Raw genomic sequence first — 18,451 nt, forward strand, 5'->3', positions numbered from 1 at the left:
ATGAGCCCCGTCCTCTACGAACTGAACGACGGCATCGCGACGATCACGCTGAACCTGCCGGCCAAGCTCAATCCGATCGCGCTCGAACTGCAGACGGCACTGCGCGAGGCATTCGCGCGCGTGCGCCATGACCGCAGCGTGCGCGCCGTCGTGCTCACCGGCGCCGGCAAGGCCTTCTGCGTGGGCGCCGACCTCAGCGCGATGCGAGAACCCGTGGAGGGGAAAACGCTCGGCGACCAGACGGCCGACTGGATGCAGTCGATGAGCAACCCCCTGATCGAGGAACTGCGCGCGCTGCCAGTGCCGGTGGTCTGCGCGGTCAACGGCCCCGCGGCCGGCGCGGGCGTGGGCCTGGCGCTGGCGTGCGACATCGTCGTGGCTGCGCGCAGCGCGTATTTCTACCTGCCCTTCCTGCCCAAGCTGGGCATCGTGCCGGACCTCGGCTGCACCTGGTTCATCCCGCGTCGCGTCGGACCTGCGCGCTCCATGGGCATGGCCTTGCTCGACGAGAAGCTCGGCGCTGAAACGGCGGCGCAGTGGGGACTGATCTGGGCCTGCATCGACGACAAGTTGCTGCTGCTCGAAGCCTCGAAGATCGCGCAACGGCTGGCGCAGTTGCCGGTGCATGCAGTGATCGAGGCGCGCAAGGCCATCGAGCAGTCGGAGCGCCACTCGCTGCCGGACCAGCTCCACTACGAGAGCGAGCGCCAGCGAGAGCTGATCGAACAACCGACCTTCGCGGAGGGCGTGATGGCCTTCCTGCAAAAACGCGCTCCCGTGTTTCCGAAACGCTCATGACCATGATTGAACGCACCCTTTTCACGCCCGACCACGAGGCCTTCCGCGACAGCTTCCGCCGCTTCATGGACAAGGAGATCGCACCCTTCCACGACGCGTGGGAAGAGCAGGGCTACGTCGACCGCAAGGTCTGGGACAAGGCCGGCGAGAACGGCTTTCTCTGCATGGCTCTGCCCGAGGAATACGGCGGCGCGGGCGCCGACCTGCTTTATTCGGTGATCCAGTTCGAGGAACTCTGGGTCCGCGGCTTCACGGGGATCGGCTACGCGCTGCACAGCGAGATCGTGGCGCCGTACATCCTGCGCTACGGCACGGAAGAACAGAAGAAGCACTATCTGCCGAAGCTCGCTAGCGGCGAGATGATCGGCGCCATCGCGATGAGCGAGCCTGCCGCCGGCAGCGACCTGCAAGGCGTGCGCACGACCGCACTGAAGCAGCCGGACGGCAGCTACCTGATGAACGGCAGCAAGACCTTCATCACCAACGGCTGGCACGCCGATCTGGTGATCGTGGTTGCCAAGACCGACCCGGCCGGCGGCGCCAAGGGCACCAGCCTGTTCCTGGTAGAGCGCGGCATGCCGGGCTTCGAGAAAGGCAAGCGCCTGAAGAAACTTGGCCTGAAGGCGCAGGACACATCGGAGTTGTTCTTCAACGATGTCCGGCTGCCGGCCGATGCGCTGCTCGGCGGCGCGGCGCAGGAAAACCGCGGCTTCGTCTGCCTGATGGAACAGTTGCCGTGGGAACGGTTGCAGATCGCGATCAGCGCGGTCGCGGCGTCCCAGGCCGCCATCGACCAGACGGTGGCCTACGTGAAGGACCGCAAGGTCTTCGGCCAGCCCGTGGGCGCCTACCAGAACACGCGCTACACGCTGGCCGAGTTGCAGACCGAGGTTCAGGTGGCGCAGGTCTTCGTCGACAAGTGCATCGAACTGCTGATGCGGGAGAAGCTCGACACTGCGACCGCCAGCATGGCCAAGTACTGGACCACGGATCTGCAGTGCAAGGTGATGGATGAATGCGTGCAACTGCATGGCGGCTACGGCTTCATGTGGGAGTACCCGATCACGCGCGCCTATGCCGACGCGCGGGTGCAGCGCATCTACGGCGGCACGAACGAGATCATGAAAGAGGTGATCACGCGTTCGATGGGCCTGCCCGGACGCTGAAGCCTGGGCACTGGCATCCGACGGAGGGCTGCGGGACAATGCCGCATGCCCATCCTCAACGCCTTCTACGCCCAGTCCGGCGGCGTCACCTCCGTGATCAACGCCTCGGCCTGCGGCGTGATCGAGACGGCGCGCCAGCATCCCGATCGCGTCGGCAACGTGTACGCCGGCCGCAACGGCATCATCGGCGCGCTGACCGAGGAGCTGATCGACACCGGCCGCGAATCGGCCGAGGCGATCGCGGCCCTGCGCTCCACGCCCTCGGGTGCCTTCGGGTCGTGCCGCTACAAACTCAAGTCGCTCGAGAAGAACCGGCGCGAGTACGAGCGCCTGATCGAGGTCTTCAAGGCGCACGGCATCGGCTATTTCTTCTACAACGGCGGCGGCGATTCGGCAGACACCTGCTTCAAGGTAAGCCAGTTGTCGCAATCGCTGGGCTATCCGCTGCAGGCGATCCACGTGCCGAAGACCATCGACAACGACCTGCCGCTGACCGACTGCTGCCCCGGCTTCGGCTCGGTCGCGAAGTACGTGGCGGTGTCCACGCTCGAAGCCTCGCTGGACGTGCGCTCCATGGCGGCTACGTCGACCAAGGTGTTCGTGATCGAGGTGATGGGGCGCCATGCGGGCTGGATCGCTGCTGCCGGCGGGCTCGTGGCGGACCACGGCATTCCGGTCGTGATCCTGTTCCCGGAGATTCCCTTCGACCAGCCGGCCTTTCTCGCGCGAGTCGACGCGTTCGTGAAGTACCACGGCTACTGCACCGTGGTGGTGTCCGAAGGCTGCCATCACCCGGACGGCACCTTCCTCGCGGAGCAGGGCACCAAGGACGCCTTCGGTCACGCCCAGCTCGGCGGTGCGGCACCGGTGGTGGCGCAAATGGTCAAGGAGGCGCTGGGTTACAAGTTTCATTGGGCGGTGGCCGATTACCTCCAGCGTTCGGCGCGGCACATCGCATCGGCCACCGATGTGCGCCAGGCTTATGAACTCGGGCAACGCGCAGTCGAGCTCGCGCTCGAAGGCCGCAACTCGGTGATGCCGACAATCGACCGGACCTCCGACGAGCCCTATGCGTACAGCATCGGCACGGCGCCGCTCGATGCGGTGGCCAACGCCGAGAAGTTCATGCCGCGCGATTTCATTTCGGAGGATGGCTACGGCATCACGGACAAGTGCCGGCGCTATCTGCTGCCGCTGATCCAGGGCGAGGACTATCCGGCCTACCGCGACGGCCTGCCGGTCTACGTCACGCTGCAAAACATCGCGGTCGACAAGAAGCTGCCGGCCTTCGAGGTCAAGTGATGCGCGAAGTTGCAGGGCCTGATCCGTCCCGCTGCCCCCTGTGCGGCGAAACGAATCGCTGCGCGATGGAACTCGCGCGCGAGACCGGCCAGGCGCAGCCGCCGTGCTGGTGCATGGAAGCCGACTTCAGCGCCGATCTGCTCGCGCGGGTGCCTGCCGAGAAGCGCCGCCTCGCCTGCATCTGCGCGCGATGCGCCGCGCTGGCGGTGGTTCAGGACTGAGAAGCCGGCGCCTGGACGGTATCCGGCGCATCCGCAGCCGGCTCAGCAACCGGTTCGGCCGGCGCAGCCAGGTCGTTGTGCGACACCATCGCCGGCAGCCCGCCGCGCGCCCGCTGCTCGGTGATCACCTCGTGGATGAACTGCAGCTTGCCGACGGCAGCGCGCGGCAGGACGAAGGGGTAGTAGTCCGGCTGCCCCATGCTGCGCGACAACTCGTTGAGCACGTTGGTGAGCCGCACCCAGCCGTTCAGGAAATCGAGGAATTTCCCCGCGTTGGGGTCTTCGGGCTGCCAGAGATCGGCCAGCTCGAAGAGATCGCTCGTGAGTTCGACGTTCTGCGCGTCGACCCCGAAGCTCATCGCCGTATCGGCCGTATCGGCCATGTGCAGGTAGTGCGCCCAGGTCTCGGCCCAGTCTTCCCAGGGGTGCGAACTGGCGTAGCTGGTCACGAAGCGGTTGGCCCAGTCCGGCGCAGGGCCGTTGTCGTAGTGGTTGCGCAGCGCCGTGGCGTAGTCGGCCCGCTCGTCGCCGAAAAGCTCGCGGAAGCTGTCGATCCACGGCGTCGGGAGGACCAGCAGGTCCCAGTAGTAGTGGCCGATCTCGTGTCGAAAGTGGCCGAGCAGCGTGCGATAGGGCTCGCGCATCTCCGCGCGGATGCGCTCGCGCACGGCGTCTTCGGCCTCCTCGGCGTTGAGCGTGATCACGCCCATTTCGTGGCCGGTCATCACGTGCGGGCCACCGGGCATGTGGCTCAGGAAGTCGAAGGCCAGGCCGTGGACCGGATCGCTCAGGCGCGTCACCACCGGCAGGCCGAGGGCGAACAGCTGGGAGATCAGCCGCCGCTTCGCCAGTTCGAGGTTGCGCCACAGGTCGCCGTTGCTTGCGACGGAGAGGTCCGGGATGGTGCGCGTCACGCTGCATGAAATGCAGAGGCCGGGCACCAGGCCGTCGGTGTTGAAGCCGGGGTCGTCGCCTTCGCGCGGCGCGGGAACCATCCAGTTGCAGGCCGCCTCGGTCATCAGGTTGGCGCAGCGCCGGTACGCCTTGCCGTGGGTATCCCCGAACACGGTAAACGCGTCCGGCTCGGCGCCTTCGTGCGTGGCCGGCGCGAGCGGAACCACGCCCAGGCTTTCGACGACGTAGCCCAGTGGCGTCTGGCAGGCGAGGCACTGGCTGTTGCGCAGGAACACGGGGCGGCCGCACTGGCACTGGTAGGCGCGACTGACGCTGGGCGCCTGGAGCTCCGCAGCCAGGGACGGCGCGGGTTCGGCGGAGAAGGCGAGGTCTTCGTTGTTGTCGTTCTCGGGTTCCATGGCGGCAGATCTCTTGTCAAAGTCGGGACGACGCGAACTCATTGTGGACGCGAGCGACATGCCGATGCGGTGCTCAAACGCCCGTATCCTTGTAGGACGGCCCGAGCCGGTTCCGCCCCATGAACAATCCTCCCGTGCAATCCCTCAGCAGCCGCTATGGCGAGCGCTACCGCTGGCTTCTGCTGTTTTCCGTGATGGTGGGCGTGATGGCCTCGATCATGTCATCGACCATCGTCAACGTCGCGATACCCGGCATGAGTCACCACTTCGCGCTGGGGCAGGAGCGGGCGCAGTGGGTGAGCTCGGGCTTCATGGTCGCGATGACCGTGTCGATGCTCACCACGCCCTGGCTGCTGTCGCGCTACGGCTACCGGCGCACTTACATCGGCACGATGGTGCTGCTGCTGGTGGGCGGTCTGATGGGCGGACTGGCGAACAACTTCTCGCTGGTGCTGATCGCGCGGGTGGCCGAAGGGCTCGCGGCGGGCGTCGTGCAGCCGATCCCGGCCATCATCATCCTGCGCGCCTTCGAGCCGCACGAGCAGGGCCGCGCCAGCGGGATCTTCGGCATGGGGGTCGTGCTGGCGCCGGCCATCGGTCCGAGCATCGGCGGGGTGCTGGTCGACCTGTTCGGCTGGCGCTCGATCTTCTTCATGGTGGTGCCGTTCTGCCTGAGCTCGATCTGGCTGGCCTTCAAGTTCGTGCCGACCACCGCGCCGGGCGGCGTGGTGGCCGCCCGCAGCGGTGGGCTGGACTGGCGCGGGCTGACGCTCGGCACGGTCGGCACGTTGTGTCTTCTCAACGGGCTGGTGGAACTGCGCGGCGATTCGCCATGGCAGGCTGTCGCGCTGCTGGCTGCGGCGGCCATCGCGTTCGCCGCCTTCATCGCGTGGCAGAAGCGTCTCGCGACGACGGGCGGCCTGCCGCTGATGAACCTGGCGCTGTTCAAGTACCGGCAGTTCGCGATGGGCAGCGTGGTGGCCTTCATCTACGGCACGGCGCTGTTCGGCTCGACCTACCTGCTGCCGGTCTACATGCAGGTCGGGCTGCATCTGTCGGCCTCGCACGTCGGCACGATCCTGTTGCCGGCGGGCATCGTGCTGGCGTTGACGATCGCGGGCGTCGGGCGGCTGGCCGACAAGCATCCGACCTACCTGCTGGTCTGCACCGGCCTAGGGCTGCTGGCGGCCTCCTTCGCGCTGATGATGGTGCTGCGCATCGACAGTGCCCTCTGGCTGCTGGTGGTGTTCGCAATCGTGGGGCGGGTGGGGCTGGGCTTCATCCTGCCCTCGCTCAATCTGGGCTCGATGCGGCCGCTGGCCAAGCCGCTGATTCCGCAAGGCGCGAGCGCCATCAATTTCCTGCGCATGCTTGGCGGCGCCGCCGGGGTGAGCCTCTGCGCGATCGTGCTCGAATGGCGCTTGGCGGCGCACGGGGACTCGCTGGCCAACGTGGCCACCAGCCCTGCACGGATCGCCGCCTTCGACGAGGTGTTCGCCATGCTGGCAGCCCTGTGCGCTCTGGCCATCTGCGCGGCATGGCAACTGCGGGAGAAGGCCCCGAACAACCGTGACGCCCCCCCGTCGATTAACCTCGACCCAAATTGAACACCATCCCATTCACCGGCCGCGCAAGGCGCGCCGCCCCCGCAGGCTCCCGCGGAACCGGCTCCGCCGGGCCGCCGGGAGCGCCCCCTGCAAGGGGGTGGAGAGCGACACGAAGTGCGCGAGCCTGGGGGTAAGCCTATGTGCCAGCTTCTGGGAATGAATTGCAACACGCCGACCGACGTGACCTTCAGCTTCACGGGGTTCGCGCAGCGGGGCGGTCGCACAGACCACCATGCCGACGGCTGGGGCATCGCCTTCTTCGAGGACCGCGGCCTGCGGCATTTCGTCGACCACCAGCCGGCGTGCGAGTCACCGGTGGCGGAACTGATCCGGCGCTATCCGATCCAGAGCCGCAACGTCATCGCGCACATCCGCAAGGCGACGCAGGGCGCGATCAACCTGCAGAACTGCCATCCCTTCGTGCGCGAGCTGTGGGGCCGCTACTGGGTGTTCGCGCACAACGGCGACCTCAAGGACTTCCGGCCGCGCCTCCACGGCAACTTCCATCCGGTAGGCAGCACCGACAGCGAACACGCCTTCTGCTGGATCATGCAGGAGCTGGCCAAGTCCCACGCGGACGTGCCGAGCGTCGATGAACTCACGCTCACGCTGCGCGAGCTGGCACCCCGTCTGGCTGCGCAGGGCACCTTCAATTTCATGCTGTCGAACGGGCAGGCCTTGTGGGCGCACGCATCGACGCATCTCTGGTACGTGGAGCGCAAGCATCCCTTCGTGACGGCCGAGCTGTCCGACGAGGACCTCAGCATCGACTTCGCTCAGCACACCACGCCGAACGATCGGGTCGCCGTGGTGGTGACGGCGCCACTGACCACGAACGAGACCTGGACAGCCTTCGCGCCGCAGGAGCTGGCGGTGTTCGTGGACGGGCGGCGCAACGGCTGAGCCCCCGCCAGCCTCGCCACAGGGGCGCTGTTTGACTTGAAAACAACGCGGCGGACTCTTTTCGAGCGCTTGAGAACCTTCGCCTGCATGCGGACGAAGATAATAACCATTCTCATTCCCGTTCAAAAAAAGAGCCTCCCATGCGTTCAGTCCGCTTTCCCCTTCGCCCCGTCACCCTCGCCACCGCCCTCGCGCTGCAGGCCCTGATCGCGACGGCGCAAACGACACCGGCCGCACCCGCCGAAGCGGGCGGCGGCACCTTGTCCACCGTGACGGTCGAAGCCAGCGCGGACGCGTCCGCAGCCGGCCTGACGAAGCCCTTCGCGGGCGGACAAGTGGCGCGCGGCGGGCGAATCGGGATTCTGGGCACGCTCGACAACATGGATTCGCCCTTCAGCGCGACGACCTACACCAACGAACTGATCCAGAACCAGCAGGCCCGCAGCGTGGGCGACGTGCTGCTCAACGACCCCTCCGTGCGCGTGGCGCGCGGTTTCGGCAACTTCCAGGAGACGTACTTCATCCGCGGCTTCCTGCTGGGTTCCGACAGCATTGCGTACAACGGCATCTACAGCCTGCTGCCGCGCCAATACATCTCGTCTGAACTGTTCGAGCGAGTGGAAGTGCTTCGCGGCCCCAGTGCTTTCCTGAACGGCTCGGCCCCAGGAGGCGACGGCATCGGCGGCTCGGTCAACCTGCTGCCCAAGCGCGCCGGCAACGAACCCCTCACGCAACTCACGCTCGGAGGCTCCACCGGCTCGCAGTTCTACGGTGCGGCCGACATCGCGCGCCGGTTCGGACCTGACGACAGCGTAGGCATCCGCGTCAACGCGGCCCGTCGGGACGGCGGCACGGGCGTCGACCACGAAAACGTGGAACTCGACGTGGCATCCGTCGGACTCGACTGGCGCAGCCGGAACGCCCGGCTCTCGGCCGACATCGGCTACCAAGACCATCGCCTGAGCCAGACGCGCACCAACGTCGCGCTGGCGAGCAACCTCGTCCTGGTGCCATCGGCGCCGGATGCCAAGACCAACTGGGCGCAGCCCTGGACCTATTCGAACGAACGCGACACCTTCGGCACCGTGCGGGGCGAGTACGACTTCAGCGACAACGTCACCGGCTGGTTCGCCGCTGGCGCGCGCAGCGGCAGCGAAGCCAATTCGCTCGCCAACATCACGGTGGACAACGCACTCACCGGCGCCGGCACCACGTACCGGTTCGACAACACGGCGGATGAGGACGTGAAGGCCGCGCAGGTGGGCGTGCGCGGCACGGTCAGGACGGGCTCGGTCAAGCACACGCTGGTGGCCGGCTACGACTACTTCAATTCGGAGCGCAAGAACGCCTATCGCTTCGACTTCCTCAATACCCAGGCCACGAATCTCTACAACCCCGTCTATTCGCCGCTGCCCGCGTTCGGCCCCTTCGCATTCGGCGGCAACGACCTGGCCAACCCGGCGCTCACGCAGGAGAAGCGGCTGACGAGCTACGTCGTCGGCGACACCATGGGCTTCATGGACGACACCTTGCTGTTCACGCTGGGAGCACGTCGCCAGACCCTCAGGATCGACAACTTCGCCTACGACACCGGCGTGCGCTCGGGCGGCAACGACGAGAGCCATACCAGCCCCGCCGCGGGCCTCGTCTTCAAGGTCACCAAGGAAGTGTCCGCCTACGGGAACTACGTCGAGAACCTCGCCCCGGGCGAAACCGCGCCCGCGCAGGTCGGCGGACTTCCGGTGGTCAACGTGGGCGAGACGCTGCAGCCCTATGTCGCGCAACAGAAGGAGATCGGCGTCAAGTACGAAAGCGCCGGGCTCGGCGCCACGGCCGCCCTGTTCTCGATCGAGAAGCCGCGCGCCTTGCGCAATGCGGCCGGATTCTTCGTGGCGGAAGGCCAGGACCGCCACCAGGGTCTCGAACTCAATGTCTTCGGCGAACCGATCAAGGGCTTCCGTGTCCTGGGCGGGGTGACCTTCCTCAATGCCGAGCAACGAAACACCGGCAACATCGCGACCAACGGCAACAAGGTCATCGGCGTGCCGAACCAACAGGGCACCATCGGGGTGGAATGGGACGTGCCGGGCGTGCCGGGCCTCACGCTCGACGGCCGCGTCATCGCGACCGGCGCCAGCTACGCGGATGATCTGAACACCTTGCGCGTTCCCGGCTGGGGGCGCCTGGACATCGGCGCGCGCTACGTCACGGAAGTGTCGGGCAAGCTGCTGACGGTGCGAGGCCGCATCAACAACGTGGCGGATCGCAACTACTGGGCATCGGTGGGTGGCTATCCGGGCGCCGGCTACCTCGTGCTCGGCAACCCGCTCACCTTCACCCTGACGGCTTCCGTCGAGTTCTGAGATGCCGGCCGGCGGCGGGTCCGACCGGATCCGTCGTCAAGCCGGCTTCAGCAGCGCTTCCAGCGCATCGATGAACATGGCCGGCACGTCGAAGCCGGTCTGTTCCGTGATCTCCTGAAAGCAGGTCGGGCTGGTGACGTTGATTTCGGTCAGCGAGCCGCCGATCACGTCCAGCCCGATCAGCAGCAGCCCGCGCGCACTCAGCACCGAGCCAATGGCCTCGGCGATCTTGCGGTCCTGCTCGGTCAGCGGCTGGGCGACGCCCTTGCCGCCCGCCGCGAGATTGCCACGGACCTCCGTGCCTTGCGGGATGCGCGCGAGGCTGTAGGGCACCGGCTGGCCGCCGATCACCAGAACGCGCTTGTCGCCCTGCGAGATCTCCGGCACGAAGCGCTGCACCATGATCGTCTCAGCGCCGTTCTTGTTGAGCGTCTCGACGATCGAGCCGAGGTTCAGCGCATCGGCCTTCACGCGGAAGATGCCCATGCCGCCCATGCCGTCGAGCGGCTTCAGGATGATGTCCTGGTGCTCGGCGTGGAAGGCGCGCACGGCGGCCGCATCGCGCGTGACCAGCGTGGGCGTGGTGAACTCCGCAAACTCCATGATCGCGAGCTTCTCCGGATGGTCGCGCAGGGCCCGCGGCTTGTTCACCACGCGGGCGCCTTCGCGCTCGGCCTGCTCCAGCAGGTGCGTCGCGTAGATGTACTCGGCGTCGAAAGGCGGGTCCTTGCGCATCAGGACGACGTCGAACTCACGCAGAGGGCGCTCCAGGATCGCGGCTTCGCTGAACCAGACATCCGGATCACCCGTTAGCGTGATGGCGCGCGACCTGGCGGTGACCGGACGGCCGCGTTGCCAGCCCAGATCGCGAGGCTCGCACGCAGAGAGGGTGTGGCCGCGGCGCTGCGCCTCCCGCATCATCGAGAAGGTCGTGTCCTTGTAGATCTTGAAGTGCTCGAGCGGGTCGGCAACGAAGAGGATGTGCATTTCAGGAGGTCTTTCCCGCGGTCGGGGCGGAAATGTTGGAAGACTGGGAAGGCGCCGCTTCGTCAGCGGCCCGGTTGTCCAGCTTGATCTTGCAGGCAGCGGCGATGTCCTTGCCGGCGAAGGGTTTGCGGCCGAGTTGCTGGATGCCCAGCGCGACGGCGCCCGCCACCACGCCCCAGAAGGCAGAACCGATGCCCACGAGCGTGACGCCTGAGAGCGTGACGAGAAAAGTGATGAGCGCGGCCTCGCGGTGCGATTCATCGCGCACCGCTGCCGCGAGTCCGCTCCCGATGGTGCCTAGCAGCGCCAGACCGGCGATGGCGGCGACCAGCTCTTTCGGAAACGCCGTCAGCAGCCCGGTGACCGCGGCGCCGAACAGGCCGATCAACACGTAGATCGCGCCGCAGCTCACCGCCGCGGTGTAGCGCCGCGCGGGGTCTTCATGCGCCTCGCGGCCCATGCAGATGGCCGCGGTGATGGCGCTGAGGTTGAGCGCGAAGGCACCGAAGGGCGCGAAGACCAGCGTGAGGAGCCCGCTGATCGTGATGAGCTTGGACACCGGCAGGTCGTAGCCCGCGGCGCGGATGGCAGCCACGCCCGGCAGGTTCTGCGACGCCATGGTCACCACGAACAGCGGCAACGCGAGGCTGACGGTCGCCTGCCAGGTGAAGACGGGCATCGTGAACACCGGCATCGCCACGCTGAAGTGCACCGCACCCCAGGCGAGTTCGCCACGTGCCGCCACGAAGACGATGGCGACCAGCAGCGTGAGCGGGACGGCGTAGCGTGGCAGCAGCCGCTTGCCGAGCAGATAGGTGCCGAGCATCAGCAGCACCAGCGGTAGCGCCGTCTGCGCGGCAACGAACGCCTGCAGCCCGAAGCGAGCCAGCACGCCGGCCAGCAGCGCCGAGGCCAGGGCCATCGGAATCCTGTTCATCACACGTTCGAACCAGCCGGTCGCGCCCGCGAGGGTCATCAGCACCGCGCAGACGATGAACGCGCCGACCGCCTCGTTCATTCCGTAGCCCGCGCCGGCCACCGCGAGCACCGCCGCGCCCGGCGTGCTCCAGGCGATCATGACGGGCTTGCGCCACCACAGCGAGGGCAGCGCTGACGCCAGGCCCATGCCGAGACCCAGGGCCCACATCCACGAGGAAATCATCTCCGGCGTGGCGCCGAAGGCCTGCGCGGCCTGGAACACGATCGCCACCGAACTCGTGAAGCCCACGAGCACCGCGACGAAGCCCGCGGTGAGAGCCGAGAGGCTCAGATCCTTGAAAAAGCGCATGCCGACGATTGTGCCCCGAGGGTTGTCTCAGCCCAGGAACACCGCGGAACCGGCTACGCCGGGCCGTTGGTGTTGCCCCCGGCAGGGGGTGGGCGGCCACACGAAGTGGGCAAGCCTGGGGGCGAGCCTAAATTTCTATTTTTGAGCCCAGCTCCACCACGGCGTTGTTCGGCAGGTTCAGGAAGTCGGCAGCGCCGCTCGCGCTGTGATGCATCTGCGCAAAGAGCTTTTCGCGCCACGGCGCCATGCCGCTGCCGAGCGTGGGGATCACCACGTCACGCGACAGGAAGTAACTGGTCGTCATCACCTCGAGCTGGCATCCGCGCAGGCGGGCATGCTCCAGCGCGCGCGGCAGGTCGACGTCGTTCTTGAAGCCGTAGTGAACGATCACCTGCCAGCAATGGTGGCCGAGTGGCTCCATCTCGATGCGCTTGTCCATCGGAATCCAAGGCACCTCGTGGTTGCGCACGGTGACGAACAGATTCTGGTCGTGCATCACCTTGTTGTGCTTGAGGTTGTGCAGGAGCGCATTGGGCACCACGCCCGGCTCCGCGGTCATGAACACGGCGGTTCCGTCGACGCGCGCCGGCGGATTCACGAACACCGAGCCCAGGAAGTCCTTCAAGTCGATGGCCTCGGCCAGCTGCATCTCGCCCATGAGGCGCCGGCCTTCCTTCCAGGTCAGCATCAGCATGAAGATCGAGCCGCCGATCACCAGCGGGAACCAGCCGCCCTCGAACAGCTTGAGCAGGTTCGACGCGAAGAACAGGAAGTCGACCACGAAGAAGGCGCCGGTCGCGGCGACGCACAGGACCAGCGGGTACTTCCACGCGTAGCGGATCACGAAGAAAGTCAGCACGGTCGTGATCAGCATGTCGGTGGTCACGGCGATGCCGTAGGCCGCAGCCAGGTTGCTCGACGAGCGGAACATGACGACCGCGAGCACGATGGCGACGAACAGGCCCCAGTTGACGAAAGGCATGTAGATCTGGCCCGCCGTGCGCACGCTGGTGTGCTCGATGTTCAGGCGCGGCAGGTAGCCGAGCTGGATCACCTGCCGCGTGACGCTGAACGCGCCCGTGATGAGGGCCTGCGATGCGATCACCGTGGCGGCCGTGGCGAGGAACACCAAAGGCAGCAGCGCCCACTCCGGCGCCATCATGAAGAAGGGGTTCTGTACGGCCAGCGGGTTCTCCAGCAGCAGGGCGCCCTGCCCGAAGTAGTTGAGCGTCAGCGCCGGCATCACCACCGAAAACCAGGCGACGCGAATCGGGCGCTTGCCGAAGTGCCCGAGGTCGGCATAGAGCGCCTCGGCACCGGTCACGCACAGCACGATCGCGCCCAGGATGATGAAGCTGGTACCTGGGTTGTCCCACATGAAGCGCAGCGCGTAGTGCGGGCTGACCGCCTTCAGGATCTCGGGGTGATTCAGGATCTGCGACACGCCGAGCAGCGCAATCGCCGCGAACCACACGAGCGTGATCGGGCCGAAGAAGCGACCGATGCCCGCGGTGCCGCGCTTCTGCACCGCGAACAGGCAGAACAGCACGACCAGCGTGATGGGGATCACGTAGTGCCTGAACTGCGGCGACACCACCTCCAGGCCCTCGACTGCCGACAGCACCGAGATGGCCGGCGTGATGACGCCGTCACCGTAGAAGAGCGACGTGCCGAAGATGCCGATGACCAGCAGCCCCTGGCGCAGGCGAGGCTTGTCGACCACGGCCTGCGAGGCCAGGGCCAGCATCGCGACCAGGCCGCCTTCGCCCTCGTTGTCGGCCCGGAGCACGAGCACCACGTACTTGAGCGAGACGATCACCGTCAGCGTCCAGAAGAACATCGACAGGATGCCGTAGACGTTCTCGACGGTGAAGGGAACGTGACCGTGGCCGAACACCTCCTTGACGGAATAAAGCACGCTGGTGCCGATGTCGCCATAGACGACGCCGACGGCCGCGATGATCAACGCGAGGGAGGAGGATTTGGGGGCGGACACGAGGTCGATGCAAAGGGCTCTGTCGGACATGTTCGCCCGGGCGCGTCGCCGGCCTGAATGGCCGTCGCATCACTCCACCCTCAATTTTGCGGTTGCTATGGGGTCGCTATTTTGCCGCTGTCGCGAAGGCTCGCAAGGTGTAGCACGAAATCATTCATAGACTTCGGCATCGGGATCGGTCGCCTCGAGCTCGTAGCTGGCCGCCACCATCGCCAGCCGGCCGATCACACCGTACATATAGAAGCGGTTCGGGGCGCTGGCCCCGGGCTTCGCACCCGGTTGCGGTAAGTGCGCACTCTCCGAAAACGCCAGCGGCACGAAGCTCGCGCCCGGCAGATTGAGGTTCTCGTCCGGGTTGCGCTCGGCATGCACCCGGTAGAAGCCGCCTACCACGTAGCGATCCATCATGTAGACGACGGGCTCGGCGACGCCGTTGTGCACCCGCTCGTTGGTCAACACACCTTCCTGCACGATCAGGTCGTTCAGGTCCTGGCCGTCCTTGGCCCCGCCCTTGTTGCGCGACCGCTGGGCGAGCGCTTCAATTTCCTTGGCGTCGCGCACCGTCAGGACGCCCATGCCGTGGGCGCTGTTGTCGGCCTTGACGACGACGAATGGCTTCTCGTTGATGCCGTATTCCTTGTACTTGCGGCGCACCTTGGTGAGCAGCGCATCCACGTGGCTCGTGAGCACGTCTATGCCCTGGCCGCTCGTGAAGCTGATGTCGCCGGCCTTGGCGTACATCGGATTGATCAGCCAGGGATCGATGCCCAGCAGCTTGCCGAAGCGCTTGGAGACCTCTTCGTAGCTGTGGAAGTGGTTGCTCTTGCGGCGTACCGACCAGCCGGCATGCAGCGGCGGCAGCAGGTACTGCTCATGCAAGTCTTCGAGGATGCCGGGCGTTCCGGCCGAGAGGTCGCTGTTGAGCAGGATGGTGCAGGGGTCGAAGTGCTTGAGGCCGAGGCGCCGCTTGCTCCGCACCACCGGCTCCAGGCACACCGTCTCGCCATTCGGCAGCTCGATCTTCTTGGGCGACTTGATCGCCGGGTCGATGGAGCCCACACGCACGTTGAGCCCCGCCATGTGGAAGATGCGCACCAGTTGCGCAACGTTGGCCAGGTAGAAGGTATTGCGCGCGTGGTTCTCCGGAATCACCAGCAGATTGCGCGCCTCGGGACAGATCTTCTCGATCGCCGCCTGTGCAGCCTGCACTGCCAGCGGCAGCATCTCCTGCGTCAGGTTGTTCCAGCCGCCCGGGTAGAGATTGGTGTCGACCGGCGCCAGCTTGAAGCCGGCATTGCGGATGTCCGCCGAACTGTAGAACGGCGGTGTGTGTTCCATCCATTCGAGCCGGAACCAGCGCTCGATGGCCGGCGTGGAATCGAGGATGCGCTGCTCGAGTTCGTTGATGGGGCCGGTCAGGGCGGTAACGAGATGGGGGACCATGCGGCGGCCTTCTTGGATTGCAGCTTGAGCTAAGAGCGGAATTGTAGATTTGGGGCCGCATGCCCCGATGACAACCCGCAGCAACGCCGCGCATTCAATTTGGAAACACCGGGGTCAGGTTCTGACCTCACCTTGGCCGAGAACGACGTACTTGAGCGACGTCAGCCCCTCGATACCCACCGGCCCGCGCGCATGGAACTTGTCCGTGCTGATGCCGATTTCGGCACCGAGCCCGAATTCGAAGCCATCGGCAAAGCGGGTGCTGGCGTTGACCATCACGCTGGCGGAGTCGACTTCGCGCAGGAAGCGCTGCGCATTCATGTGGTCGCGCGTGACGATCGCATCGGTGTGGTGGCTCGAATAGCGGTTGATGTGCGCGATGGCTTCGTCCACCCCATCGACCACCTTGACGCTGATCACGGCGGCCAGGTATTCCTCCGACCAATCCGACTCCACGGCGTCCACGACCGATCGGCCCGGCGCGTGCAGGCCTTCGCGCAGGATCCGCGCCGCCGCCGGGTCGCAGCGCATCTCCACGCCCTTGGCAGCGAAGATCGCGCCGATTTCCGGCAGGAAAGTTTCGGCGATCGATGCAGCCACGAGCAGCCCCTCGGCCGCGTTGCACGGGCTGTACTTCTGTGTCTTGGCGTTGTCGACGATCTTCAGCGCCATGTCGAGTTCGGCCGTGTCGTCCACGTAGACGTGGCAATTGCCGTCCAGGTGCTTGATCACCGGCACTTTGGCATCGCGGCTGATGCGCTCGATCAGGCCCTTGCCGCCTCGCGGAATGATCACGTCGACGAACTCGGGCATGGCGATCAACTGACCCACGGCCTCGCGATCGGTGGTCTGCACCAGTTGCACGGCATCGACCGGCAGGCCCGCCTCGGCGAGCGATTCGGACACCAGTTGCGCCAGCGCCTTGTTCGATTCGATCGCCTCCGAACCGCCGCGCAGGATCGCCGCGTTGCCGCTCTTGATCGCCAGGCTCGCGGCTTCGATGGTCACGTTGGGCCGGCTCTCGTAGATCATGCCGAAGACGCCGATCGGCACGCGCATCTGTCCGACGCGGATGCCGCTGGGCTGCTGCTTCATGCCGATCACTTCGCCGATCACATCGGACATGGCTGCCAACTGCTCGCAGCCCAGGGCGACGGTCTCGATGACCTTCGGCGTGAGCTTGAGCCGATCAACCATCGGCGCCGACAGGCCGGCGCCTTCGGCGCGGGCCATATCCTTGGCATTGGCCTCGGCCAGCGGGCCGCCGACCGCGCGCAGCTTGCGCGCGAGAGCTCTGAGGGCCTTGTTCTTGGTGGCGGCATCGGCGCGCGCCATCTGGACGGAGGCCTGCTTGGCCTGCTCACCGAGGGTCCGCACGTACTCGGGGACATTCAACATATTCATCCCCCGGATTGTGCCGTGACCCCGAAGGTCAGCGGGCGTGAAGGGGCAGTCGTGCACCGCACTGGTGCATCGAAGGTGCCTCTAGGCGCCCTTGCCGCCCGCGCAGGCACGGCACAGCATCAACGCCAGGCGCTGCAAGGCCTGCCAGCCGTTGGCTGGCCAGTCGGGCTGCTTCAGGCCCTTGACGATGCCGTCGACCACGTGCGCCGATCGCAGCATGCGGGCGAGCGCACGGTCGTCCAAACGAGGCAGAACGCGCTCGAAAGCCCGCTCTCGCGGACCCCAGATCCGGTTTTCGCGCAGCGCCATGGGCAATGGGCGGCCAGCCGACATCGCGTCCTTCACGCGCTTCAGCGCGCGGATGTCCTCGGCCAGCGTGTAGTGCACCAGCACCTCGGCCTCGCCTTCGGCCTGCAGCCCTTCGAGCATGCGCGAGACACGCTGCGGGTTGCCGGCCAGCACGGCCTCGGACAGCTTGAAGACGTCGTAGCGTGCGACGTTGTTGACCGCGCCTTCGACCTGCTCCCAGCTCAGTTCGCCCTCGGGATGCAGCAGCGCGAGCTTCTGGATCTCCTGGTACGCCGCGAGAAGGTTGCCCTCCACGCGATCGGCGAAGAACTGCAGCGTGCGCTGGCCCTCCTCGCCGGCCTTCACGCGCTGGCCTTGCTGTGCGAGGCGCTGCGCGATCCATTGCGGCAGCGCGGTGCGCTCGATGGTCTCGATCTGCAGACTGACACCGTTGTTCTCGAGTGCAGAGAACCAGGCGCCGGTGCGCGTGGCCTTGTCGAGGCGCGGCAGCATCACCAGCGTGAGGGTGCTGTCGTTGCCCTGCGCGGCCTCGGCGATCTGCTGCAGCGCCACACTGCCGTCCTTGCCCGGCTTGCCCGAGGGAATTCGGATCTCGACGATCTGCCGGTCTGCAAAGAGGCTCAGCGAACCACCCGCCGCGAGCACGCCGCTCCAGTCGAAATGCGCGCCGGCCACGGTGTACGAACTGCGCTCGGTGTAGCCCTGCGTGCGTGCTGCCGCACGGATCGCATCGGCAGCTTCCTGCGCGAGCAACGGCTCGTCGCCGTGGATGGCGTACAGAGGCGCCACCCGCTTGGCGAGGTGCGCGGAAAGTTGGGCCGGCGCCAGTTGCACGGGATCTCAGGCGGCTTTGATCGCGGCGAGCCGACGCAGGATCTGCTGCGCGATGTCGGTCTGCATGTCGCGGAAGAGAAGCTCTGCCTCACCTTCCTTGGCCAGCGCCGCGGTTTCGTTGTAGGTGATGTCGCGGGTCTGCTGAATCGCGGTCGGGCCCATCAGTTCCTTGCCGTTTTGCCCGCGCACCCGGAATCGAATGGTCAGTCGCAGATTGAGTTCGCGCACCTGGCCCGAGGCGTTGGTCGAGATCACGATGTTTTCGCGGCTCTCGCCCAGGATTTCGAACACGGCCTCCGCCTCGTCGGCCTGATCGGCCGGGAGGACCTGGACCGTGCCGGCCGCCCTCAGGTTGCGCCGCAGGTAGTTCGCGAACGCCGTATTGCCCGGCACCGCAATGCTGTTGAACGCGAAGTCCGGCGCCTTGCGCAATTGAAAGCCGCAACCAGCAAGCGCCAGAGAAGCCGCGGCCATGGCCAAGAGGCCACGGCGCGGCAGTGCGGTGCGTGAATTCATG

Annotated in this window: 15 protein-coding genes; 7 read left to right on the forward strand and 8 right to left on the reverse strand. The window is 66.4% G+C overall.

Features of this window, described 5'->3' with window-relative positions; all coding sequences use genetic code 11:
* The 4 genes from QTI04_RS18820 to QTI04_RS18835 are packed head-to-tail and all read left to right on the forward strand — an operon-like array spanning position 1 to position 3,487.
* Positions 1–798 (forward strand): enoyl-CoA hydratase-related protein, encoded by a 798-nt coding sequence (locus QTI04_RS18820; protein WP_286617010.1) that lies wholly within the window; start codon positions 1–3, stop codon positions 796–798.
* 2 nt (positions 799–800) lie between these two features.
* Positions 801–1,964, forward strand: coding sequence for an acyl-CoA dehydrogenase family protein (locus tag QTI04_RS18825; protein ID WP_286617121.1), 1,164 nt, complete (start codon positions 801–803; stop codon positions 1,962–1,964).
* Between the two features lie 45 nt (positions 1,965–2,009).
* Positions 2,010–3,266 (forward strand): 6-phosphofructokinase, encoded by a 1,257-nt coding sequence (locus tag QTI04_RS18830; RefSeq protein ID WP_286617011.1) that lies wholly within the window; start codon positions 2,010–2,012, stop codon positions 3,264–3,266.
* Positions 3,266–3,487: a cysteine-rich CWC family protein gene (locus tag QTI04_RS18835; protein ID WP_286603636.1), complete on the forward strand. Its 222-nt coding sequence runs from the start codon at positions 3,266–3,268 to the stop codon at positions 3,485–3,487. Before QTI04_RS18830 ends, QTI04_RS18835 begins: the two co-directional genes overlap by 1 nt.
* Here the strand turns inward: QTI04_RS18835 and QTI04_RS18840 are convergent.
* Positions 3,478–4,800 carry a putative zinc-binding metallopeptidase gene (locus QTI04_RS18840; protein WP_286617012.1) on the reverse strand — a complete coding sequence of 441 codons (1,323 nt, stop codon included), beginning with the start codon at positions 4,798–4,800 and terminating at the stop codon, positions 3,478–3,480. The genes QTI04_RS18835 and QTI04_RS18840 overlap by 10 nt on opposite strands.
* A 119-nt stretch (positions 4,801–4,919) precedes the next feature.
* Between QTI04_RS18840 and QTI04_RS18845 the strand changes: the two genes are divergently transcribed.
* The 3 genes from QTI04_RS18845 to QTI04_RS18855 all read left to right on the forward strand — a co-directional run bounded on the left by QTI04_RS18845 (position 4,920) and on the right by QTI04_RS18855 (position 9,673).
* Positions 4,920–6,407 (forward strand): DHA2 family efflux MFS transporter permease subunit, encoded by a 1,488-nt coding sequence (locus tag QTI04_RS18845; protein ID WP_286603639.1) that lies wholly within the window; start codon positions 4,920–4,922, stop codon positions 6,405–6,407.
* Positions 6,408–6,545: 138 nt separating this feature from the next.
* Positions 6,546–7,310, forward strand: coding sequence for a class II glutamine amidotransferase (locus QTI04_RS18850; protein WP_286603640.1), 765 nt, complete (start codon positions 6,546–6,548; stop codon positions 7,308–7,310).
* A gap of 140 nt (positions 7,311–7,450) precedes the next feature.
* Complete coding sequence (locus QTI04_RS18855; protein ID WP_286617013.1) at positions 7,451–9,673, forward strand: TonB-dependent siderophore receptor; 2,223 nt, start codon at positions 7,451–7,453, stop codon at positions 9,671–9,673.
* A gap of 36 nt (positions 9,674–9,709) precedes the next feature.
* On the opposite strand, the gene gshB is transcribed toward QTI04_RS18855, so the two are convergent.
* From gshB to lptE, 7 genes are all read right to left on the reverse strand, one after another.
* Positions 9,710–10,660 carry a glutathione synthase gene (gshB, locus tag QTI04_RS18860; RefSeq protein WP_286617014.1) on the reverse strand — a complete coding sequence of 317 codons (951 nt, stop codon included), beginning with the start codon at positions 10,658–10,660 and terminating at the stop codon, positions 9,710–9,712.
* Position 10,661: 1 nt separating this feature from the next.
* A complete protein-coding gene (locus QTI04_RS18865; RefSeq protein WP_286617015.1) occupies positions 10,662–11,948 on the reverse strand; it encodes a benzoate/H(+) symporter BenE family transporter in 1,287 nt (428 codons plus the stop codon).
* A gap of 127 nt (positions 11,949–12,075) precedes the next feature.
* Positions 12,076–13,944: a potassium transporter Kup gene (locus QTI04_RS18870; protein WP_286603644.1), complete on the reverse strand. Its 1,869-nt coding sequence runs from the start codon at positions 13,942–13,944 to the stop codon at positions 12,076–12,078.
* Positions 13,945–14,094: 150 nt separating this feature from the next.
* Positions 14,095–15,387 (reverse strand): glutamate--cysteine ligase, encoded by a 1,293-nt coding sequence (gene gshA, locus QTI04_RS18875; protein ID WP_286603645.1) that lies wholly within the window; start codon positions 15,385–15,387, stop codon positions 14,095–14,097.
* A gap of 114 nt (positions 15,388–15,501) precedes the next feature.
* Positions 15,502–16,791, reverse strand: a complete 1,290-nt coding sequence (locus QTI04_RS18880) for a glutamate-5-semialdehyde dehydrogenase (protein ID WP_286617017.1) — start codon at positions 16,789–16,791, stop codon at positions 15,502–15,504.
* Positions 16,792–16,872: 81 nt separating this feature from the next.
* The gene (holA, locus tag QTI04_RS18885) at positions 16,873–17,934 is read right to left on the reverse strand and encodes a DNA polymerase III subunit delta (RefSeq protein WP_286617018.1); all 1,062 of its coding nucleotides are present in this window, start codon (positions 17,932–17,934) and stop codon (positions 16,873–16,875) included.
* A 6-nt stretch (positions 17,935–17,940) separates the two neighbouring features.
* Positions 17,941–18,408, reverse strand: coding sequence for an LPS assembly lipoprotein LptE (lptE, locus tag QTI04_RS18890; protein ID WP_336621896.1), 468 nt, complete (start codon positions 18,406–18,408; stop codon positions 17,941–17,943).
* Positions 18,409–18,451: the final 43 nt, after the last annotated feature.

The organism is Variovorax sp. J22R115 (assembly GCF_030317005.1).
In the GTDB taxonomy this organism is placed as follows: Bacteria; Pseudomonadota; Gammaproteobacteria; order Burkholderiales; family Burkholderiaceae_C; genus Variovorax.